The organism is Celerinatantimonas sediminis, assembly GCF_046054195.1.
Taxonomy (GTDB): domain Bacteria; phylum Pseudomonadota; class Gammaproteobacteria; order Enterobacterales; family Celerinatantimonadaceae; genus Celerinatantimonas.
Genome location: NZ_JBEQCS010000010.1, coordinates 67,959 through 89,601 on the forward strand (window position 1 = coordinate 67,959; position 21,643 = coordinate 89,601).

Here is a 21,643-nt window from a genome sequence, read left to right on the forward strand (position 1 = left end):
GCAATAAAATTATCATTAAACGTGTCTTGTTGATCATGGACTGAACTGGCTATAATGGCCCGCTATTTGATTATGCGGTAGCTCATTATTATGCTCAGTTGGATTGTGGATCCAAACGCCTGGCTGGCGTTAGGAACATTAACGTTGTTAGAGATTGTTCTTGGAATCGATAACATCGTGTTCTTGACTCTGGTCGTCTCAAAACTTCCTGAACGCCAACGAGGTAAAGCTCGGCAAGTTGGTTTGCTCGCTGCCATGTGTATGCGATTGGTTTTATTGTCCTTAGTGGCATGGGTCAGCCATCTGTTACACCCGCTGTTTTTTATTGCTGGCAACGGAATCTCTGCTCGCGATCTGCTGATGTTGTTGGGTGGGCTCTTCCTATTGTGGAAATCTACCACTGAAATATACGAAACCATTGAAGGGGCTGAAGAAGGTGAACCTCGTGGCGCACCTTCATTTTTTGCAGCGATTATTCAGATTATGCTATTGGACATCGTCTTTAGCTTAGATTCTGTGATTACCGCTGTGGGACTTTCACCGCATCTGTTTATTATGATGGCAGCGGTTGTGGTCGCCGTATTGGTAATGATGTTAGCGGCTAAATCGATTGGAGATTTTTTAGAAAAACATACATCGGTGAAAATTTTGGCTTTGGCATTTTTATTGTTAGTAGGCTTTACCCTGATTTTGGAAGGATTTCATATCGAAGTTCCTAAAGGGTACATCTACTTTGCGATGTTCTTCTCTATCGGTGTGGAAATGCTCAATCTGTTGTTTAAACATCGCCAGCAAAACTAATTGACCTTATTGGGATAGTAAAACTGCGCCAAATGAGGCGCAGTTTTTTATTGTCATCTAAAAACCATTTTCATAGATAAGTTAGCTTTTAACTTAAGAATTTGATGGTTTATCTTTATCTGTTGCGGTTTTATCTTCTTGCTCTTGCTCTTGCTCTTGCTCTTGCTCTTGCTCTTGCTCTTGCTCTTGCTCTTGCTCTTGATGTTGGCGAATATCCGAGCTTAACTCCTGATTATCAATCTGCTCGGCTTCGTGCAAAATTTCTACAATATCAGAGGCAGCTTCTGGAACATTTTCAACGACTGCTGCAGCGATTTTAACCGCGTCTTGAGGGCGATTTTCAACATAATGGGCCACCAATTCGGCAGCTGATTCTTGATATGCTTCAAGGTCGGCTGGACGCATCGGTTCTTCTTGCTCTTGCTCATCTTGTTCGGGCAACTCTGGTTCTTCATCTGAGCTATCATCGTCTGCTTGCGGATATTGATTGGCAATTGCCAGCACGATATCTTGTAGTTTTTCTGGATGATGGTCACTGAGCCAGGCAACTAACTCAGCAGTTTGCTCAGGCGCGTTGCTTGCCAGCGCATCGGCAATATCTTGGCTAAGCTCCGGAGCGGCTTGAACGATAGCACTATAGAGACGGCCCACTTCGATATCGTCTATCTGAGCAAGACGAGTACACAGCTCTGCTGCTTTTTCTGGCGCTGTTTGAGCAATTTCAATTGCCATTCGCACCGCTGCTGCGGGACTTTGCTCGGCAATGGTTGCTGCTACCTGCGTTTCTAGGTTATCGGGCGTTTGTGAGTCATCTTGCGGAATACGCGGGTCAAGATCGTACAACGCTGAGCCTGCCTCGGTGTGCATCACAAAGCTTTCCTGTACATCGATAGGCAGAGCTTCGCGAGCGCGCATCCGATACACCACAAATCCTAATAGGGCTAACTGGGTGATAATTAAAAACCCAAAGAGCGCCACATCACCAAAATGCTGCATCACATAGGAAGCTCCCAGTGGGCCCACAATATCACCTAACGCGTAAACGATTAATAAGCCGCCCATTGCCGCAGCCATATCCGATTTTTGAATACGGTCAAATGTTTCAGAAATACTCAATGGATAAAGACAGGTGAAAATGCCATTGGCGATCCCGGTAGTAACCATCATTGCTGTTTCTAGTTGATATTGTGCAGCCAATGGGATTAGGGCCGTGACCACAATGTTAAAGGCAATCAGATAAAACAAGACTGTTCGACGGTCAAAACGGTCAGATAAAATCCCGATTGGAAATTGTAAAACAAATGAGCCCATTACCGCGGCGGCCATAAATAAGGACAACATAAACCCAACAATTTGGTGGTGCGCTGCAAATAGCGGCAACATATTCATTAATGCGCCGTAAAAAAGCCCACTGGCAAAACAGCTCATGACCCCAAGAGGCGATTTTTTTAATAGAGTTAATAGCGACATGCTGGTGGTTTCATGAACTTCTGGGCCTTTACGGCGGCTCATGACCAGCGGGATTAATCCGGCACAAAATAAAATGCCGCTAATCACAAATAGAGTTGGTTGATCGATAGGGGCGAGGTTAATCATGAACTGACTGACAAACATCGCGGACATCACAGTAATTTGGCTCATGGCCAAAATTTTGCCGCGATTGGTGTCGCTGGCTTCATCGCTTAGCCAGCCATCAATAGCGGCAAATGTACAGGCACTGCAAAAACCGAGAATGGTTCGAAACAGAGCCCACATCAACGTGCTGTTTGTTAAGGAAAAAGCCAGAACACTAATCGCACCTAATGAAGCGCAAGCGGCAAACATTCGAATATGGCCCACTCGGGCAATAAGCTTTCGGCTATAGACGCCACCGATTAGCATCCCGACAGCATACATCGCCAGCACTAAACCAATTGTGCTGGTATCTAAACCTGCCCACCCCATTCGCACAGGCAGAACAAGGCCAATGAGGCCAAATCCCATCATTGTGATAAAACAGCTGACAAATAGAGAAATTAATGGGATAAGCGTGACAACCACAATCCATCCTTACATAAGTCGATTTGATGTTGTCTGAATTAACAACAGCCCTTAGTGTAGCTAGCTTGTTAATACTTTTTCAACCGATTAAGGCAGTTAATCAAATAAGTTAGTTTAATCAACGGATAGACAGGGCAAAGTTCTGATAAAACGCTCAAGAAATGGCAGATATATTGGTCACAGGTATCGGCCCTGGCGCAAAGACAGGGCCATATTTGACTAAACTCGCAGTTTTAACACACTTGCACTGACTTCTGGGGTGACATCGTTGTTTTCACCTAAAGTGACCATGCCATGCACTTTGAGCTGTTCGGCAATCGGTGCAATAGTTGATTCATCTAGATTATAGTCACTCAGATGAGTACCAATACCCATTTGCTCGAAGAATGCTTCGGTTTTTGCAATGGCTTGATCGATCATTTCTTCATCACTGCCTTCGGTTATGTGCCAAACTCGTTGTGCGTATTGTTTGAGTTTAGCCGCTTTGCTCTGTTTGCGAATTTGGAGCATGCCCGGCAGTACAATGGCAAGTGTCCGCGCATGATCAATGCCATGCATAGCTGTGAGCTCATGGCCTACCATATGGGTTGCCCAGTCTTGCGGTACACCAGCACCAATGAGTCCGTTCAATGCCATGGTTGCGGCCCACATGAGATTTGCTCGAATGTCGTAATTGTTAGGTTCTGCCAACGCTTTGGGACCCACTTCGATAAGCGTCTGCAAAATCCCTTCGGCAAAGCGATCTTGAATCATGCCATTGACTGGGTAGGTGAGATATTGCTCGACAGTGTGAACAAACGCATCAACTACACCGTTGGCGATTTGCCGCTCTGGCAGTGTGTAGGTCTTGGTTGGGTCAAGAATCGAAAACTGTGGATAGACCAATGGACTGCGAAATGGCAATTTGGCATGTTTACCTTTATGGGTCACAACAGCACCATTGTTCATTTCTGAGCCTGTTGCGGGTAGGGTCAGAACGCTACCAAACGGCAGTGCTTTGTCAATGTTATTGCCATAGTTTTCTAAAATTGACCATGGGTCTTGGTCTTGCTCGAAACAGGCCGCAGCGGCGATAAATTTAGTGCCATCAATAACCGAGCCGCCACCGACAGCCAACAGAAAGTCAAAATCTTGGGCTTTGATAAGCGCCACTGCTTTCATCAGTGTTTCATAGGTTGGGTTCGGTTCAATGCCACCAAATTCGGCAACCTGTCGTTGGCCTAATGCAGCTTTGACTTCATCTAACGTGCCTGTTTTTTTTGCACTTTGGCCACCATAAAGCAACAAAACTTTAGCGTCTTTGGCTAGCAGTTCATCAAGTTTTGCAATGGTTTTGTCACCAAATACGATTCGAGTTGGATTATAAAAATCAAAGTTATTCATGTTCCAAACCTTTTTGTTGAGGATAGGGAAATAGGCCGAAAAAGCACTTAGTTAACAAGCTAAGTGATTATGTTAAGCCATTTTTGAGTAGTGGACATTGCCAGTTTAAAAGGCTCATCACTACGATAAACTTTTGCCTGCAGGCTAGCACCGAGCCAGAGCTGGTACAAAACCTGGGCAATTTCTCGACTTCCCTGTGTACTGTGTTGTTGTTGAATCAGCTGCGTTTTTTCCACGAGCGCACTGATATGCGTGATAATTTGCTCCATCCCTATATGCAGTGCTTGACGCATCGCATCAGAGAGGTCGCTTACTTCGGCTGCCAATTTTACGACCAGACAGCGGTGTGCATGCGAATGACAGCTTTGGGTGGTTTGCCAGTTCTGCCAATATGCCAATAGTGACTGTTCTGCACTTTGGTTATTATCTTGGGTCAGCTGCTCAAACTGCTGGAGATACTCGCTAAAATAATGTTCTAGCAGGGCCACACCAAATGCTTCTTTGGAGCGAAAGTAGTGGTAAAAAGACCCTTTAGGCACTTCGGCTGCCTGCAACAGCTCATTTATTCCAACTGCCGAAAATCCTTTTTGACTGATAATGACTTCAGCCGTATCTAAAATGTATTTGCGAGTATCTTTTTTGCTCATGATGTGAATGTACCATAAATTAGACCGGTCGTCTAAATGCGTGTGTTTTCAGATAACCTATTTGTGTCACTTGGTGTTATCGATTGTATTCAAGTTTAACCAAGATTGGCTTTAGTTTAGAGGATCCAATCACACAGCTAAAGCTTCAGTGTTATGTTGGGTAGGGGATATTGCCTATTTCTTTGCCTTCATTGTGAGATTAACTTTAAGGCTCCTATGTCTTAAGCGACTTATTTTCTTTCAAATAGGCTTATTATCATGAAATTCAACCTCATCTGCGCTGCTTGCAGCGCAATTTTGATTAGTCAGTTTGCTAACGCCGATCAGTTTAATAACTTAGGTGTTGGCTATGGAATTAGCGGCGATCAACACCAGGGAACGGTTGAATTTGACAAAACAATCATGCCAAATGTTTATGTTGGTGCCGAAGCGGATTACAACAAAGATCGTCATCATGGCTCGAGTCATGCTGACTCTCTCGGTGCTCACATTGGTGGGTATGTTCCGTTTGGCAATAGTGGCATTCAAGGCTATGCAGAACTTGGTTATACGTCGGTTAATAATCACGGCGCTTTGAAACAGAGCAATGGTGATAATCTAAATCTATTTCATACCGAGCTTGGTGTCACTGGCCCACTAACTCCTGCGACTTTCTATAAAGTTTATGGTCAGGACAACATTAATATGGGCTCTCACGAGAAAGTTAATTATCAAACCGCATTTGGTGGGGAAGTGGGGTATCACTTTTTGCCCGATGTTACCTTTAACTTAGGGGTTAAGCACGATAATACGGATTATCGTGGTGGGCACTCATCTGACAGTGATGACATGCTGTATATTAAATCCCAATACATGTTTTAACGAAGCAAAGCCCACATACATCTCTTCGATGTGGGCTCTATTTATTTCACCTTTTTTCAAATATTAACCTATTTATCAATTTGTGACCTTGCCATGGATAACCTCAATAGTTGAGCCAAAATGGTGTTAACCGTTGGCTCAATTTTCAAGGTTGAATAACTTCGCTCTTGCCAAGATGAATTATAGAAATGAAAAATCGTTTCAATATAGTTTTTCTTGGAATGCCGAGGAGTTAGACAATGCCTTTATCCTATCGTCAATGGCTCGGTGCTGCGGCACTGAGCGCTTTATTGAGTGTCAACAGCTACGCAGCCACAGTGCTAAAACTCGCCTATGCAGAAAACAGCCAACCGGTTAAAACTGCCCTAAATTACATCGGCGAAGCCGTTGCGAAGAAGACCAATGGCCAAGTGCAAATTCAATATTTTCCTGACAGCCAGTTAGGGGGCGAGCGTGAGTTAGTGGAGATGACTCAGGTTGGTGCTATTGATTTGACGAAAGTTTCATCTGGGCTGATGGAAAGTTTTTCGCCTTTATATGGTGTGTTTTCTCTTCCTTATCTATTTGATTCTGAAAAGAGCTTTTATCAGATCATGAACGACTCCAGCATCATGCGGCAAGTTTATCAATCGACTCAGGCGCAAGGATTTGTCGGGGTCGGTTGGTATGACTCTGGGGCTCGCAGTTTTTACATGACCAAGGGACCTATTCGCGATGTGGCAGATCTTAACGGCAAAAAGATTCGAGTGATGCAAAGTGATACCGCTATTCAAACGATGAAGCTGCTTGGTGCGTCTGCTGTAGCAATGGCGCAGGCGGAAGTGTATACCTCGCTGCAGCAAGGCATTATTGATGGGGCAGAAAATAACGAATTTGCGCTCACGGTCGCACGTCATGGTGAGGTAGCCAAGTATTATAGTTGTGACATGCATACTCGCATTCCGGATGTCATTTTAATGAGTAATGCAACGGCCGCTAAATTAACATCACAGCAGCAAAAGGCATTGCAAGAAGCGATTGATGAATCCATGCAAGTAGAGCAAAAAGCGTGGCATGAAGCTGTCGAAAAAGCCCGCTCAACAGCTAAAAATCAGTTTGGCGTGCATTTTTATGAGGTTAATAAAGCGCCTTTTAAAGCGCGTGTCCAGCCACTTTATCAGCAGTTAAAAGCTAAACCCAAAGTTTACGCACTTTATCAACAAATAACTGACAAGCTAAATTCTCAGCAGTAATTCGGTATCTGGTAAATCATGGAGAAGAATTATGGACCTGTTACGCAAATGGTTAGATCGATGCATTGAAGTATTTGGTTGTTCATTAATGTTGGTGATGGTTGTTGTCGCTTGTTGGCAGGTGATCAGCCGCTATATTTTTAATTCTCCCAGTACGTTTTCAGAAGAATTTTTGCGCTTTTCACTGGTTTGGCTCTCTGTCATTGGCATTGTCTATGTCGCTGGCAAATGTGAGCACATTAACTTAACGCTGTTTTTAGATAAGTATCCGTTAAAACTGCGGTTAATGTGGAATGTTGCGATTCAAATTGTCTTTATTTTATTTTCTATTTACATCCTCATTATTGGTGGCTGGCGAGTTTCAAGTAATGCGATGGCTCAGATATCCCCCGTATTACATGTTTCGATGGGCAAAGTTTACTACGTGTTACCTCTTGCGGGCGTGCTTATCATTATCTACAGCATTCTTAATATTCGCGATATGTTTAAAGTGGCCTCTAAGACGCACAAAGTACTGATAAACGCTTCTTCACCCCTTCACGAAAAAGAGTAGCATTATGGTTGATCCTGTTTTTGCCGCGTGTGTCTTGATGGGGGTTTTTATTGTTCTGTTGTTTGCTGGAACTCCCATTGGCTTATGTATTGTGATTGCATCTGGTGCCACTGTGATGTTGGTACTACCGATGGACATCGCCATGTTTACCACCGCCCAAAAGATGTTTTCAAGTTTAGATAGTTTCGCTCTATTGGCTGTCCCATTTTTTATTCTCTCCGGTGTGATTATGAATAACGGTGGGATTGCCACTCGGCTGGTGAATTTTGCCAAGTTATTTACTGGCCGAATTCCCGGTTCACTCTCATATACCAATATTGCTGGCAATATGATGTTTGGCGCAGTGTCCGGCTCAGCAATCGCGGCATCGACCTCTATCGGTGGGGTGATGGTGCCGATGAGTGCTAAAGAGGGTTATAACCGTAATTTTGCGGCTGCGGTAAATATTGCATCAGCGCCAACCGGTATGCTTATTCCACCAACCACTGCTTTTATTTTGTATGCGTTAGCTAGTGGTGGAACCTCTATTGCTGCTTTGTTTGCAGGAGGCTTCGTTGCTGGCAGTTTATGGGGTCTAGGATGTATGGTAGTCACTTATGTGTTCGCTAAACGCCATCACTATGACCATTTCTTTTCGCTTGAACAAGGCGTGGTCTGGCAAGTCACGCGTGATGCTATTCCCAGTCTGTTGCTGGTGGTGATTATTGTCGGAGGGATTGTTGAAGGGATCTTTACCGCGATTGAGGCTTCTGCTGTTGCTGTGGTTTATACCGCTTTTTTAACACTGGTGCTTTATAAAACACTCTCATGTCGCGATTTGCCCAAAATATTGCTGCAGACATTTGTCATGACTGGGGTGATTATGTTTTTGCTGGCAACGTCATCGGCAATGTCGTTTGCCATGTCGATGACTCGTATTCCGATGGCGCTGAGTCAACTCATTTTGGGCTTGTCGCCAAGTCCTGCCATCATCATGTTGGTCATCACTGCATTTTTGCTTTTGGTGGGGGCATTTATGGATATCGGGCCTGCCATATTAATCTTTACCCCTATCTTTTTGCCCATTGTCGAGAAACTAGGTATTGGGCCGGTGCACTTTGGTATTTTGCTCGTGTATAACTTGGCTATTGGCACCATTACACCGCCTGTTGGCAGTGGACTTTATGTCGGAGCAGGCGTTGGGCAAGTGAAAGTTGAAGCGCTTATTCGTCCATTAATGCCTTTTTATATAGCGATTATTGCCGTACTTTTGATGATTACCTACCTGCCTCAATTGACGCTGTTTTTACCGCGTTGGTTAGGGGTGATGTAAGCTATTTTGGAGAAGATGTATGCAAGTTTTCCCAGTAAAAGATTCACCACTTTTAGCTCAGCCAATCCGAGCATTTAGCAAAGAACAGTTGATTCAAACCATTGAAAAGCTCATCGATAATCTGGTTCATATCAAGGATGAAACAGGAGAGTTTTTACTGCATTTAGATGATGGGCGAGTCATTGATACCAAAGGTTGGGATGGTTGGGAATGGACTCACGGCATTGGTTTATATGGCATGCTGCAATATTATCAGTTAAGCGCTAGTGAATCGGTACTACGCCAAATTGATAACTGGTTTGAAAGCCACCTATCAGACGAGCTTGCGACCAAAAACGTGAATACAGTTTGCCCGTTTTTGACGCTCGCGTATCGCTATGAGCAAACCCGAGATGAGCGTTGGCTGCCGTATCTTGAAAGTTGGGCGGATTATGTTATGTACCAGATGCCAAAAGTTAGTAGCGGCGGTATCCAGCATATTGTTTACAACAGTGAAAATCCGCAACAGATGTGGGATGACACGTTGATGATGAGTGTGTTACCACTGGCTAAAATTGGTTTGTTACTGGGTCGAAACGACTATGTTGAAGAAGCCAAATATCAATTCTTAAACCATATTCAATACCTATCCGATAGACGAAGTGGCCTGTGGTTCCATGGCTGGACATTTGATGGCAACCATAACTTTGCTAATGCGCTCTGGGCTCGTGGCAATAGTTGGGTAAGCATTGTTATTGCTGATTTCTTAGCGCTGTTAAATCTGCCCAAAGAAGATGCCTATCGACGCCATCTGTTGCATATTTTAGAGCGTCAGGTGCAAGCACTTCAGCAATGCCAGAACAGTAATGGTCTTTGGCCGACCCTACTTGATGATGAAAGCTCCTATGTCGAAACCTCTGCGAGTGCTGGGTTTGCTTATGGCATTTTAAAAGCAACGAGGCTGCGTTATCTGGATTCATCCTATGCCGCTCTGGCCCATAAGGCTGTTGAAAGCATCGTTCGTGATTACATTAGTCCTGATGGTGAATTGACTCATGTTTCTTTTGGCACCGCGATGGGTAAAGATCTCGATTATTATCGTCAAATCCCATTGACTTCAATGCCTTATGGGCAAGCAATGGCAATTCTGTGTTTGGCTGAATATTTACGCAGTTACTATTAGTTAAGTCGCGTTAGCTTTAGAGATTGTGACCATAGGCACTTAGAAATTTATAAATCAGCCAAACCGAAGGTGATCTCCGCTGTTTTTTTAAGTCCTTTTTTTTCTTAATCGACATACTTACACGATAGGTTGTTTATATCAGCAAGCACCTATGTGTTGATATTTGTTTTGTATGGATTGAGGAGGAAAAGACAATGGTGCACCTTAATCAAGCGGTATTAAATGAAATTGCTAAGGTGAGTGAGGTTGCCAATTACCTGTGGCAGCGGGAATGGGCAGAGCGCAATGGCGGAAATATCTCCGTTGATTTAACGGATATTTTTGGCGCATTTGATGATGATTTAGCTCAGTATTCTCATTTACCTTTGACGATGGTTGGCCAAGATAGTTTCCCGGCTGAAGCGGCTGGCCATATCTTCTATGTCAAAGGCACTGGGCAGCGCATTCGCGAGCTGCGCGAACCCGATAAAGCGGGTTGTGTTTTACGTATTGATGACCAAGCGCAAGGATATCATCTGCTGTGGGGGGGAAATCAAAATCCGCAGTTTGCCCCAACCAGTGAATTTATCTCGCATGTTGAAATTATTTTAGCTAAACAACAGTCAGGATCTGCTGATCGCTGTGTTGTGCATACTCACCCTTTGGAACTTATTACGTTGTCTCATCATCCTCGTTATGCGCATGATTCCCAAGCATATTGCTATGCCTGTTGGCAGATGTTGCCAGAGGTCAGAGCGTTTGTCCCTCGAGGTATAGGGATTGTGCCGTATTGTATGCCAGGCAGTAAAATGATGGCTGATGGTACTCGCGATCAACTGATGCAGCACGATGTCGCCGTTTGGGAAAAACATGGCGCAGTTGCCACAGGCGTTGATGCATTATGTGCATTTGATTTTATTGATGTTGCTAATAAAGGCGCTAAATTATTTTTGAAATGTTTGGCCAGTGGGTTTGAACCTGAAGGGGTGACTCCGGAGGATATGCAGCGTTTAAAAGAAACGTTTCATTTATAAATGTGATTTGGCGCAACTGCGTGAGATGCCTTGATCACAACTTAACATTAAGGCTGAATGGAGTGCACTGAAGTATGATCTGTATCGCTTGTTGTCTGTGTCAATATTCATTAATTTGATTGCTATCCTTTAAGGAGGTTAAATATGTTGCAATTGAATTGTAATGAATTTTTTAAAACTTCCGATGCGACAATCTGTTCTGAAGTGCGCTCGCCACAGTTCAATTATCCAGAGCACTCTCATGAGTTCAATGAACTCGTGATTGTCTCCAAAGGAGCAGGGCAACACATCATTAACGATATCCCTACCAATTTGACCTGTAATTATGTGTGTTATGTCTCGCCCAAAGACAGACACTTATATGATCAGGTTAATGATTTATACTTAACAAATATTTTATTTAAAAAGTCACAACTTGGCTTATCGACCACGCTGAAAGATTATCTGCCAGCGGATAGAGATGGCTCTGTTAGTTGGTATATTACCTCTCAGGCTATGAATCGGGTTAATGAGCTCTTGCAACGAATTGAAGTCGAAACAAAGCTGCCAACACTTGAAGCAAAGTTGATGAGCGAAGCGCTGTTCCAACAATTGGTTGTTGAATTAGCCCGGGGGCGGTTAAGTAACCTGATTGGTAATGAATCAGGCAATGTTATTTTGCAGGTCATTGACTGGTTGCAGCATCATTATAGTGATGATATCTGTATTAATGATATAGCCGAACAATTTGATATTTCATCTCGCACGCTCTGCCGACAAATGAAGCAAGTCACGCATCTGTCTTTTAACAACTATGTTCATCGTGTAAGGATTAATCATGCGATGGATTTATTGCTCTATTCTGATAAATCGATTACAGATATTGCCTTTGATGTCGGCTATAAAGATAGTAATTACTTTTCCACGAAGTTTAAACGATTTGTTAACAGAAAACCCTCTGAATTCCGCCATGGGAAAATCATAAATAGTAATTTAATTTAAACTCTAGTTAAACTATGTGATTAGAGTTCATATCATTATGTTTTTTAAGTGTTTTTATTAATTGATTAATTATAATCAATTAGTGTTAATGATGATTTTTTATTCAAATCAATTTAATTAAAAAGTATTAGTTATTTAAATAATTAAAAAGTTATAAACTATTAGTATTGCAATGTATTAGTATTTTATTTTTTATAAAAATTATTGATTTTTAATTGAGAAAAGGGGAGTATGAGATTGTAATATTAAGAATGTATGTTCTGTATTTAAAAAATAGTAACAAGTTTTCTAACTAAAATAATATAAGATAGAGGCAATTAATTTGATTGTCAGATGGATAACTATATTTAGCTGGTTGCTAATGGTTATAGCAGGGACTGCTTTTGCCCAGTCAAATGATTATGACCATTTAATTAAATTAGCAAGGAATGGCGATGTCTCTCCATTACTTGTTTATCTCAAAGATAAAGCTGCCCTAAATCAACTTAGTCACTCTCAAATTGCTGACTTACTCGAAGTTAGCCAATGGGCCGATCATGATCGCGAGGTGATTGCGCTTTGGCAAGCTCAACCCGATCATCATTTGTTACCTACTCGTGCTTTTGCAGCTGTTGGCCGCGCTTATCGAAATACTCAGCAGTGGGACAATGCTATTAAGATATGGCAGATAGTATTACATAAAGCCCCGCATAATGATGATTATTATATTGATTATGTTATGACACTAGCAGATTCTGGTGATTATTTAAGAGCGCAGCATTTAGCTCAAACTCTATTAAATAAAGATGCTAGTGAATCACATTATTTGTTGCTTGGTTATGTTTTGCATAAAGAAAAATTATATTGGCAACAGCTGGATATAGCATCTCGGGCAAAACAGCTCTTTCATAGCCGTAAAACATTAAATTTTTGGATTATGAGTCTTGCTGATGCTGGCGTTGATTATCCAGCCTATTCTTATGCAAAAAAAGAAAACTTATCTCAAGATACTCAATATCTTTTGGCTAATAATGTCGGTGCTCGTTTAGTCAAACATAGCTTTACCGATGGTCGTAATGAATTACAACGATATCTAGTTGCCGATAAGGCGTTGGATTGGTTTAAAAATTATTCTTCTTATTGGCAAAATAATTACAGTGATACGCAAACTCTACGTCCTAATATTGATATTTTAGGGGCTTATTTAAATCGCCAACAATATCAAAAAGTGGTTGATTATTATCATCAACTAATAAAAGCGCATGTATCGGTTCCAACTTATGCAAAGCAATGGGTTGCGTCTGCTGAGTTATCCCTTCGTCATCCTGAGGCTGCTTTTAAGTTATTACATCCATTGATTCAAAAAGCCGATAAGGATACGCAAAAAGCCGATAAGGATACGGCTCCTGATTTCATGACTCTTTCTGATCAAGAAAATGATGCAATTTTTTATGCAGAAATTGAAACGGAACGTTTTAATTTAGCCCATCAGCAAGTTGAAGAGTTTTTGAAACAGCAACCTTATTATCACTATGAATACGGCCTTAAAATTCTCCAAGCTAACGATCAATGGTTGTTAGGAAAAAATCTTCAACTCAATTATCTGTCTGGCACAAATGAGCTAAATAAAGCTCAAAGGTTGGCTCAGCAGATGGCTAATAGTGCACCCGGCAACCAGGATCTTCTTATTTCGTATGCATCAGTTCTGGAGCAACGAGGGCTAACTCACCATGCTTGGCAAGAACTTGCTCAGGCTCAGGTTTTATATCCTCGTGATGTTACTTTGGAACAACAGCAGGCTCAAGTTGCATTTGATTTGCAAAACTGGCAAAGCGCGGAACAACTTACTGATGATGTAATCTCAAGAGATCCTCTGAGCTTATCAAATCGTCAACTTAGTCATCGGCGTGATGTTTTTCATATGTATGAGTTAACGGTGTCTGTTGGTAAAGGACTACATTCCTCTAACCCGGTTAGCGGGAACCATGACCTGTCAGTAGAAACGCGTTTATATAGCAAACCCATTGCCGAAAATTGGCGGTTATTCACTGAATTTGCTTATGCAAATAGTCGCTATGATGAAGACAATGCTTTTCGTCGAGATGGTGGTGGTGGTCTGGAATGGCGCTCATTAGATAACTGGGCGGAACTTGATTTAACCAACTGGGGTGATAGTAATCGGCAGTTAGCTTCTCAGCTGTCCTATTGGCATGACTTTAATGACCATTGGCGGTTGGGTGGGTCTTTAGCTCGCCACTCTAAAGCGACGCCTCTTCGAGCATCCAATGCTGGTATTTATGCAAATCAACTACAGGCTTATGTTCGCTGGTATCAGAACGAGCGCCGTTATTACCAGTTATCTGTTGCTCCTTCAGACTATTCAGACGGAAACCATCGGTGGGAATTTACCTTAGATGGAAGTGAACGACTCTATACTCAGCCTCGTTTAACCGTGGATCTGCTGCCTAATTTAAGCTCAAGCACAAATAGCTTAGCAGATACCGTTTATTACAACCCGCGGCGTGATATTGCGCTAAGTGCAGCTGTTCAAGCTGAGCACATTCTTTATCGGCGTTATGACACTGTATGGAGTCAGATTTTCCTAGTGGGCAGTGGTTATTACTGGGAGAAAAACTATTCGGGCGGTGCGATAGCCCAGCTTGGTTATGGCCAACATTTTCAGTGGAACCAGCAGCTTGATAGCACCTTGATGGTGACGTGGGGCCGCCAACCTTATGATGGCTCGTCAGAAAACGACCTCGCGCTTTCCTTTGATTTAGATGCAAGGTTTTAAATAATGAAAAAACAGTATATTTGGTTTCAGCATCTGATCATTGTCTTCTGTCTTTTATTGACCGGATGTCAGGGGGCCTATGTAGTAAATTATACGCCACCGAAGCAAAGGGCCATGTTAGCCAATGAACGGCCCTGGTTAAAAAATCACTTTTTAACTCTTGCTTACCATGATGTTGAAGATGAAGGGGCGAACCAGGCCTATCTGGCTGTTCGAACTAGCGCACTCAATGATCAAATTAGCTGGTTAATTGATCACGATTACCACTTTATTAGCGTTCAACAGATTATTGATGCCCATAATGGTGTGAAAGACCTCCCGCCACGAGCTGTATTGATCTCATTTGACGATGGTTATAGCAGTTTCTATCGTCGAGTTTATCCGCTGTTACTTGCCTATCACATTCATGCTTTGTGGGCTCCCGTTGGCAGTTGGGTTAGCACGCCAGCGGATCAAAAGGTTAATTTTGGCGGATTGATTTCACCTCGTAAGCAATTTTCGAACTGGCAACAGATCAAACAGCTCGGTCATTCGCCTTTGGTTGAAATCGGTTCGCATACTTGGAATTCCCATTTCGGCTCTATTGCGGACCCTCAACTCTCCAAAGAGCCAACGGCCGCATATCATCGTTATGACGCAAAAACAGGAAAATATGAAACGAGTGCTCAGTTTATTGCGCGAATGGACAAAGACGTTACGCATATCACTGATAAAATAGCGCAGGTCACAGGGAAAAAACCAAGAGTCTGGGTTTGGCCTTATGGGGAAGCGAGTGGCGAAACCTTGTCGATTCTTAAACGCCATAGCTATCAATTGGCGTTTACCTTAGAAGATGGTATTGGTGATGTTCAGCATCTAAATAATATTCCCCGATTGCTGATGACCAATAATCCGACCATTCAAAATTTTGCAGCGCAAATACAAGCTGAAGAACAGCATGATTTTGTGAGGGCGGTTCATGTCGATCTTGATTATGTTTATGATAAAGACCCTATTCAAGAGAAGAAAAATATCGATGCGCTGATTCAACGTATTTATGATATGCGTGCATCGACAGTTTTTTTGCAGGCCTATGCAGACCCTGATGGGGATGGTACTGCTGATGCGGTTTATTTCCCTAATCACCTGCTTCCGGTTAGACAAGATCTCTTTAATTATATCTCTTGGCAAATTCAGACTCGGGATCACAATGCGCAAGTATTTGCGTGGATGCCGGTAACCGCTTTTAATTTAGCATCATCAATCCCTCGCGTTAAATATATGCGTGGAGATGATAATCGAGCGCTCATTGATAAAAAACAACCGATTCGTTTATCCGTTTTCAGCGCCAAGGCTCGGGAAAAAATTACTGAGCTGTATCAAGATCTTGCTCGTTACAGCAGCTTCAGTGGCATTTTATACAGTGATGATGCCATGCTTTCTGATTTTGAAGATGCGTCAGAACCTGCCCTAAATGCTTATCAAAAAGCTGGGTTTCCTCGTTCAATTGCTAAGATTCGTCAAAATCCAGAGTTATTTGCGCGTTGGACTCGCTTTAAAAGTCATGCGCTGATTAAGTTTACGAACCACTTAACCAAAGCTGTTCGAGCTATTCGAGGGCCTCAAATACAGACGGCCCGTAATATCTTTGCTAATCCGATTTTGCATCCGCATAGTGAAGCTTGGTTTGCTCAGAATCTAGATGATTTTTTAGCTAATTACGATTGGACAGTGCCCATGGCCATGCCCTATATGGAAAAAGTACCTAAGTCACAAGATAACAAGTGGCTTAATCAGTTAGTGCTTGCGGTTAAATCACACCCGGGTGCAATTGATAAAACGATATTTGAATTACAGACGCTTGATTGGAATAAAACGGGCGCCCAACAAAAAATAAGCTCTAAAAAAATAGCTCAATGGATGCGTCAGCTCCAGTATAGCGGAGCTCGCCATCTTGCTTATTATCCGGATGACTTTCTGTTTAATCATCCACGATTAAGCACTATCTATCCTGTATTTTCTACTTATTGGTACCCTAAAGATGAGTAATCGTATCACTAGCATAATAATTTTATGCATCGTTATACTTCTGCCTTTGGTTGGGTTCATTTGGTTAACAGGACAAGTCATTTTAGATTTCGTCTTTTTCTGGCCGCTTGTGATGTCAGCCCTTTGGATAACCGGAGGTTTATATTTCTGGTTCTATCGAGAACGACATTGGCAATGGAATGAGACAACCCCCGCACCGGAGTTACCTGGTAATCCTCTGATCTCAATTTTGATCCCTTGTTTTAATGAAGGTGTCAACGTTAAAGAAACGATATCAGCGGCTTTAAACCAGCGCTATCCCAATATCGAAGTGATAGCGATTAATGATGGCTCAAGCGATGATACCGCTGTGCTATTGAATCAACTTGCCGCTAATGATGAACGCTTAAGAGTGATTCATCTCACTGAAAACCAAGGTAAGGCGATTGCCCTTAAAGCAGGAGCGGGTGCGGCACGTAGTGACTATCTGGTTTGTATTGATGGAGATGCTCTATTAGATAGAGATACCGCTGTTTATATGGTCAAACCAATGATCGATCACCCTCGGGTGGGGGCTGTGACGGGTAATCCGAGAGTGAGGACTCGTTCAACATTGGTTGGGCGTATCCAGGTCGGGGAGTTTTCATCCATTATTGGTTTAATCAAACGAACTCAGCGGATTTATGGCCAAGTATTCACTGTTTCTGGGGTTATCGCGGCTTATCGTCGTCAAGCTCTTATTGATGTGAATTACTGGCGACCCGATATGGTCACAGAAGATATTGATATCAGTTGGGAGCTACAGATAAGACATTGGTCTGTTTTTTTTGAACCAAGAGCGCTTTGTTGGATTTTAATGCCCGAAACTTTTAAAGGGCTATGTAAACAGCGCTTGCGTTGGGCCCAAGGTGGAGCAGAAGTTTTTCGATTGCATATGGGTAAACTCTGGTCTTGGCAATATCGCCGGATGTGGCCACTATTTTTTGAATATACACTCAGTACGGTTTGGGTCTTTTCATTTTTCTTAAACATCGTTTTGTACATCTTAACGAAATTGTTTGATATGCCTGATTCATTAACCGTATCGCATTTGCTGCCACCTGAATTTACCGGAATGGCTCTAGCTGTCTTTTGTTTGGTTCAATTTCTGGTCAGCCTACTTATTGAGAGTCGCTATGAGAAACATATCGCAGGCTCTTTATTTTGGGTGATCTGGTTTCCACTGTTTTTTTGGTTATTAAGTTTTTTTACAACGTTGATTGCTTTTCCAAAAGTTATGTTGCAAGGAAGACGAAAACGCGCCCGTTGGGTTAGCCCTGATCGCGGCATAGGGAGAATGAAATAATGACTACACCACTTATTATGACTCAACCAAAATTTTGGCGGTTGGGGGTTGATATTGTTCTGACACTGTTAGCTTGGTTTATATTCTTTTGGTTATTAGATTACAGTATGTATCGACTAGAGATATCTCGTTTAGAACATTTAGCTTCTTTATCTAGTACTTTAATTATGTTTGCTATTTTTGTCGGTTGTGGTGTTTTTAATGGTATTGCATTAATCGTTTGGGCCAAATATAACCAACATCGTTTTTATATTGATAAACGGACCCATCCTCGCCCATCAAACCCAAGCCAGGTTGCTAAGAGCATCCACCTCTCATTAGAACAGCTTGCCGAGTATAGTGCTAAGCAGATTAGTTACGTTCAAGTTGATAACTTTGGTGTACTGCATCCGTTAGAAAGTTAATTTCTATTGGTTTTGTTGCGTTCTCTGAGCTTGGTTTTGTCATCTTACAATTCGCGATATACTACGCCACCTTGTCATCAGCTATGCTGATCTTGAGTGAAGACTCGATGAGTTGATTGAATTGTTTGTATTGGAAAAGTTATGAACCCAGGCTCAGCCCAACCTGTTGCAGAAAAATCTAATTTAACCGTTAGTGATGTGTATCGCTCATCTCGCTTTAGTATTGCACCGATGCTCGATTGGACGGATCGCCATTGCCGCTATTTCCATCGGTTACTGACAAAGCAAGCTCAGTTGTACACTGAAATGGTAACAACTGGGGCTATTTTGCATGGAAAAGGCGATTATCTGCTATTCAACGAACAAGAACAGCCCGTTGTATTGCAGCTTGGTGGAAGTAATCCAAGTGAGCTTGCTTCATGTGCTCAAATCGCACAGCAGCGAGGTTATCAAGAGCTCAATTTAAACGTAGGTTGTCCCTCTGACCGGGTTCAAAATGGTCGCTTTGGCGCATGCTTAATGGCTGAGCCACAGTTAGTGGCCGATTGCGTGAAAGCAATGCAAGACAGTGCTTCAATTCCAGTGACGGTTAAAACGAGAATTGGCATTGATAATCAAGATAGCTATGCGTTTCTCATCGATTTTATTCAAACTGTCGCAGACACAAGCCAGTGTCAGGATTTTATCGTTCATGCTCGCAAAGCTTGGCTTCAAGGTTTGAGTCCTAAAGAAAACCGAGAAATTCCCGAGCTTGATTATGAGCGGGTTTATCAACTGAAACGAGATTTTCCGCAGTTAAATATCAGCATTAATGGTGGCATCACAACCCTTAGCCAAACTCAAGCGCAGCTCGAATATGTGGATGGTGTGATGATGGGGCGCGCGGCCTATCAAAATCCATATTTATTAGCCGATGTTGACCGTCAGATTTTTGCCGATCACAGCAAAGCTCCGGTGAGTCGCGAGCATGTTGTTGAACAGATGATCCCATACATTGAAGCGCATTTAGCTCAAGGTGGGCGAGTGCAACATATTACCCGACATATGCTCGGTTTATATCAAGGCGTTCCAGGTGCTCGGCGCTGGCGTCGTCACTTAAGTGAAAATGCCCATCGTCCTGATGCTGGGGTCAATGTCCTTGTCGATGCAATGAAGCTGCTAGGCTAATTGCCAATTAGCCATTCATTTAGAATTTTTAATAAAAAAGATCTGGCACATAGTTTGCTCTCTAGGTTGTAACGTCATTGGTTTGACAATAAGGGAGAGCTTTTATGCGTTGGTTAAAGCAAGCGTTAGCTCGCTTAAATATTCTAGAAATGTTACTGGCTTGGTGTGGCTGTGGTGCTGGCTTTTTTATTCTGGTTCCGCAATCTTATTGGCCCGTTCATATTGAGCCTAATTACTTTTTGGCCGCTTGGGCTGTGGCTTTGGTGAGTCTGTCCTATTTCGTTGGGCGATTGTTTCTTCGTTGCTGGGCGGTCGTCGATGGTCTGTGGCGCAAACGACTTGCCAGGCGCAATATGGAGTCATTAATTCAGTGTCTTGATCATACTGAGCGCGCTATTTTGCGTGAATTTGTGATTCGTCGTACCAGCGTTTTAAAATTGCCTGTTGCAGAACCGGCCGTGGTTAATCTGCTTGATAATGGCGTGCTGGAGATGAACGACCCACAGCAGTTGATTGAGCAACATGAGCGCGTTGAGTGCATGATCTCATTGGCTGCTCGGCCGTTATTAAGTTATCGAGTCCTTGCTCTACCTGTTGGAAATTTGACAGAAGAGCAGCTTGATAAGCTTAAAAAAATGCGGCCAGCATTTTTGCAACCCGATTATCAGGCTAATCGAACCTATTCTGGTAAAGTCTTTCGGATTCGAACCGTTGAGCAGCACCATGAAAATCCAGTAGAGATGCCAGCTCAGCAGCAGCCACCGATTGCATCTTAACGTCAAATTAATGACAACCATCCGTTGCTTTTAAAGTCACGGATGGTTGTTTTATCCCAATTAAAAATGTTTGTATGCTAAAACAGTCAACATTTTTAAGCTCGCAGAGTAATAATCGTCTTGATGAGTGATGTGCGTATCTGAGCGATTAAGCTGGTTTAGACTCAGATCTCGAACCGCTAAGAGCCCACCTTGCATTGGATAATTGGCTGTTTTAGCTGATTGGACATTCACCCAAGCTGGTGTTTGCAAACGAGAATATTTTTTGAACCAGTGCTTCCATACGCCAAGTAAGTCGCTATTTGGCTGTTGCCAGTAAAGGTATAGCGGGATACGAATAGCATCATAGCTCATTCTCGCAGGCCAACGAGAAGCTGGCGTAAAAACCCCATCGTCATGAAGTGTCAACCAGTCACCAGGTAAGTTAACCATTTTACCGCGCATGGTTTTTAATAAATTAAAAGCATCTTTTGTGAGCTCATTCCAGATCTGTAAATGGCTACGTTTTGCAAAGTCTTGCCAGGCAGGGAAAATAAAATAGGATGGATTAATATCGATTTTATTTTTAAATTGAAAACTTGTACGTCCCGGCAACATCACCTTGTGATGGGCAAAGTCTACAACCGTATAGCGAATAAGCGCTTGAGTAATTTGATCAGAGCTTTGCAAATAATTTAAGTTGTGCCATTTTTGGCCGGCTTTTAGTAGTGCCCAAGCGATTAAAGTGTCGCCATCGCTGGCATTGTTATGGTCTTTGACTGGCATCGGGGCAGTGGGGTCATAACGCCAATAAAACAGATGGCTTTTTTTGTCTTCTAACGTGGTTTGTGTCCAATGCCAGATTTTTTTAAAACTTTCTGGGTCGTTAGCTGCTACTGCAAATAACATCCCCACACCTTGTCCTTCGGTATGACTAATCGAATGGTTACCTGTGTCAATAATGCGACCATCATCCATCATAAAACGAGCTTTGTAGGTGGGCCAGTCCAAGGTAATGTCAGCCTCTACAGAAAAAGAGAATAAGAGCAGAAGCGTTGCTAATATTTTGAAACAATTTGCTTTTTTATTCGCCAAAGTGATTCCCTTTATTTTTATGTCCAATGTGATTACAGGGACTGTTTAGCTTTGGTGGCATATTTAAGATTTTCGATATTAAAGATGAATCTGAGTTAGAACCGTTTAAATT

Annotated in this window: 18 protein-coding genes; 14 read left to right on the forward strand and 4 right to left on the reverse strand. The window is 42.6% G+C overall.

The annotated features are described in order from the left end of the window. The first annotated feature begins 90 nt into the window (after positions 1-90). Entirely contained in the window at positions 91-801 is a 711-nt protein-coding gene (locus ABTQ23_RS12650; RefSeq protein ID WP_408616100.1) for a TerC family protein, read from the forward strand. Positions 802-894: 93 nt separating this feature from the next. On the opposite strand, the gene ABTQ23_RS12655 is transcribed toward ABTQ23_RS12650, so the two are convergent. From ABTQ23_RS12655 to ABTQ23_RS12665, 3 genes are all read right to left on the reverse strand, one after another. Then, complete coding sequence (locus ABTQ23_RS12655) at positions 895-2,841, reverse strand: MFS transporter (protein WP_408616101.1); 1,947 nt, start codon at positions 2,839-2,841, stop codon at positions 895-897. Positions 2,842-3,060: 219 nt separating this feature from the next. Further along, the gene (locus ABTQ23_RS12660; protein ID WP_408616102.1) at positions 3,061-4,224 is read right to left on the reverse strand and encodes an iron-containing alcohol dehydrogenase; all 1,164 of its coding nucleotides are present in this window, start codon (positions 4,222-4,224) and stop codon (positions 3,061-3,063) included. 59 nt (positions 4,225-4,283) lie between these two features. Beyond that, complete coding sequence (locus ABTQ23_RS12665) at positions 4,284-4,871, reverse strand: TetR/AcrR family transcriptional regulator (RefSeq protein ID WP_408616103.1); 588 nt, start codon at positions 4,869-4,871, stop codon at positions 4,284-4,286. 258 nt (positions 4,872-5,129) lie between these two features. On the opposite strand from ABTQ23_RS12665, the gene ABTQ23_RS12670 reads away from it, so the two are divergent. From ABTQ23_RS12670 to ABTQ23_RS12730, 13 genes are all read left to right on the forward strand, one after another. Continuing rightward, positions 5,130-5,732 carry a hypothetical protein gene (locus ABTQ23_RS12670; RefSeq protein WP_408616104.1) on the forward strand — a complete coding sequence of 201 codons (603 nt, stop codon included), beginning with the start codon at positions 5,130-5,132 and terminating at the stop codon, positions 5,730-5,732. A gap of 239 nt (positions 5,733-5,971) precedes the next feature. Then, positions 5,972-6,964: a TRAP transporter substrate-binding protein gene (locus tag ABTQ23_RS12675; RefSeq protein WP_408616105.1), complete on the forward strand. Its 993-nt coding sequence runs from the start codon at positions 5,972-5,974 to the stop codon at positions 6,962-6,964. 31 nt (positions 6,965-6,995) lie between these two features. Continuing rightward, the gene (locus ABTQ23_RS12680; protein WP_408616106.1) at positions 6,996-7,517 is read left to right on the forward strand and encodes a TRAP transporter small permease; all 522 of its coding nucleotides are present in this window, start codon (positions 6,996-6,998) and stop codon (positions 7,515-7,517) included. Between the two features lie 4 nt (positions 7,518-7,521). Beyond that, positions 7,522-8,829, forward strand: coding sequence for a TRAP transporter large permease (locus ABTQ23_RS12685; protein ID WP_408616107.1), 1,308 nt, complete (start codon positions 7,522-7,524; stop codon positions 8,827-8,829). A 19-nt stretch (positions 8,830-8,848) separates the two neighbouring features. Beyond that, the gene (gene bglB, locus ABTQ23_RS12690; RefSeq protein WP_408616108.1) at positions 8,849-9,991 is read left to right on the forward strand and encodes a beta-galactosidase BglB; all 1,143 of its coding nucleotides are present in this window, start codon (positions 8,849-8,851) and stop codon (positions 9,989-9,991) included. A gap of 194 nt (positions 9,992-10,185) precedes the next feature. Then, a complete protein-coding gene (gene rhaD, locus ABTQ23_RS12695; RefSeq protein ID WP_408616109.1) occupies positions 10,186-11,004 on the forward strand; it encodes a rhamnulose-1-phosphate aldolase in 819 nt (272 codons plus the stop codon). Positions 11,005-11,148: 144 nt separating this feature from the next. Further along, positions 11,149-11,985, forward strand: coding sequence for a helix-turn-helix domain-containing protein (locus tag ABTQ23_RS12700; protein WP_408616110.1), 837 nt, complete (start codon positions 11,149-11,151; stop codon positions 11,983-11,985). A 355-nt stretch (positions 11,986-12,340) separates the two neighbouring features. Beyond that, a complete protein-coding gene (gene pgaA, locus ABTQ23_RS12705) occupies positions 12,341-14,758 on the forward strand; it encodes a poly-beta-1,6 N-acetyl-D-glucosamine export porin PgaA (RefSeq protein WP_408616170.1) in 2,418 nt (805 codons plus the stop codon). A gap of 3 nt (positions 14,759-14,761) precedes the next feature. Next, positions 14,762-16,786, forward strand: a complete 2,025-nt coding sequence (gene pgaB / locus ABTQ23_RS12710) for a poly-beta-1,6-N-acetyl-D-glucosamine N-deacetylase PgaB (protein ID WP_408616111.1) — start codon at positions 14,762-14,764, stop codon at positions 16,784-16,786. After that, complete coding sequence (pgaC, locus tag ABTQ23_RS12715) at positions 16,779-18,110, forward strand: poly-beta-1,6-N-acetyl-D-glucosamine synthase (RefSeq protein ID WP_408616112.1); 1,332 nt, start codon at positions 16,779-16,781, stop codon at positions 18,108-18,110. Before pgaB ends, pgaC begins: the two co-directional genes overlap by 8 nt. Continuing rightward, complete coding sequence (gene pgaD / locus ABTQ23_RS12720; RefSeq protein WP_408616113.1) at positions 18,110-18,514, forward strand: poly-beta-1,6-N-acetyl-D-glucosamine biosynthesis protein PgaD; 405 nt, start codon at positions 18,110-18,112, stop codon at positions 18,512-18,514. Before pgaC ends, pgaD begins: the two co-directional genes overlap by 1 nt. Positions 18,515-18,655: 141 nt before the next feature. Then, positions 18,656-19,681 (forward strand): tRNA dihydrouridine(20/20a) synthase DusA, encoded by a 1,026-nt coding sequence (gene dusA, locus ABTQ23_RS12725; RefSeq protein WP_408616114.1) that lies wholly within the window; start codon positions 18,656-18,658, stop codon positions 19,679-19,681. 104 nt (positions 19,682-19,785) lie between these two features. Continuing rightward, the gene (locus ABTQ23_RS12730; protein WP_408616115.1) at positions 19,786-20,457 is read left to right on the forward strand and encodes a super-infection exclusion protein B; all 672 of its coding nucleotides are present in this window, start codon (positions 19,786-19,788) and stop codon (positions 20,455-20,457) included. 60 nt (positions 20,458-20,517) lie between these two features. Here the strand turns inward: ABTQ23_RS12730 and ABTQ23_RS12735 are convergent, their stop codons facing one another. After that, positions 20,518-21,531 carry a family 8 glycosyl hydrolase gene (locus ABTQ23_RS12735; protein ID WP_408616116.1) on the reverse strand — a complete coding sequence of 338 codons (1,014 nt, stop codon included), beginning with the start codon at positions 21,529-21,531 and terminating at the stop codon, positions 20,518-20,520. Positions 21,532-21,643 lie beyond the last annotated feature (112 nt).

What these genes read in the sequence shown, in the direction of transcription:
- ABTQ23_RS12650 (WP_408616100.1), top strand. Translation starts at nt 91, where the DNA reads ATGCTCAGTTGGATTGTGGATCCAAACGCCTGGCTGGCGTTAGGAACA.
- ABTQ23_RS12660 (WP_408616102.1), bottom strand. Translation starts at nt 4,224, where the DNA reads ATGAATAACTTTGATTTTTATAATCCAACTCGAATCGTATTTGGTGAC.
- ABTQ23_RS12665 (WP_408616103.1), bottom strand. Translation starts at nt 4,871, where the DNA reads ATGAGCAAAAAAGATACTCGCAAATACATTTTAGATACGGCTGAAGTC.
- ABTQ23_RS12670 (WP_408616104.1), top strand. Translation starts at nt 5,130, where the DNA reads ATGAAATTCAACCTCATCTGCGCTGCTTGCAGCGCAATTTTGATTAGT.
- ABTQ23_RS12675 (WP_408616105.1), top strand. Translation starts at nt 5,972, where the DNA reads ATGCCTTTATCCTATCGTCAATGGCTCGGTGCTGCGGCACTGAGCGCT.
- ABTQ23_RS12680 (WP_408616106.1), top strand. Translation starts at nt 6,996, where the DNA reads ATGGACCTGTTACGCAAATGGTTAGATCGATGCATTGAAGTATTTGGT.
- ABTQ23_RS12685 (WP_408616107.1), top strand. Translation starts at nt 7,522, where the DNA reads ATGGTTGATCCTGTTTTTGCCGCGTGTGTCTTGATGGGGGTTTTTATT.
- bglB (WP_408616108.1), top strand. Translation starts at nt 8,849, where the DNA reads ATGCAAGTTTTCCCAGTAAAAGATTCACCACTTTTAGCTCAGCCAATC.
- rhaD (WP_408616109.1), top strand. Translation starts at nt 10,186, where the DNA reads ATGGTGCACCTTAATCAAGCGGTATTAAATGAAATTGCTAAGGTGAGT.
- ABTQ23_RS12700 (WP_408616110.1), top strand. Translation starts at nt 11,149, where the DNA reads ATGTTGCAATTGAATTGTAATGAATTTTTTAAAACTTCCGATGCGACA.
- pgaB (WP_408616111.1), top strand. Translation starts at nt 14,762, where the DNA reads ATGAAAAAACAGTATATTTGGTTTCAGCATCTGATCATTGTCTTCTGT.
- pgaC (WP_408616112.1), top strand. Translation starts at nt 16,779, where the DNA reads ATGAGTAATCGTATCACTAGCATAATAATTTTATGCATCGTTATACTT.
- pgaD (WP_408616113.1), top strand. Translation starts at nt 18,110, where the DNA reads ATGACTACACCACTTATTATGACTCAACCAAAATTTTGGCGGTTGGGG.
- dusA (WP_408616114.1), top strand. Translation starts at nt 18,656, where the DNA reads ATGAACCCAGGCTCAGCCCAACCTGTTGCAGAAAAATCTAATTTAACC.
- ABTQ23_RS12730 (WP_408616115.1), top strand. Translation starts at nt 19,786, where the DNA reads ATGCGTTGGTTAAAGCAAGCGTTAGCTCGCTTAAATATTCTAGAAATG.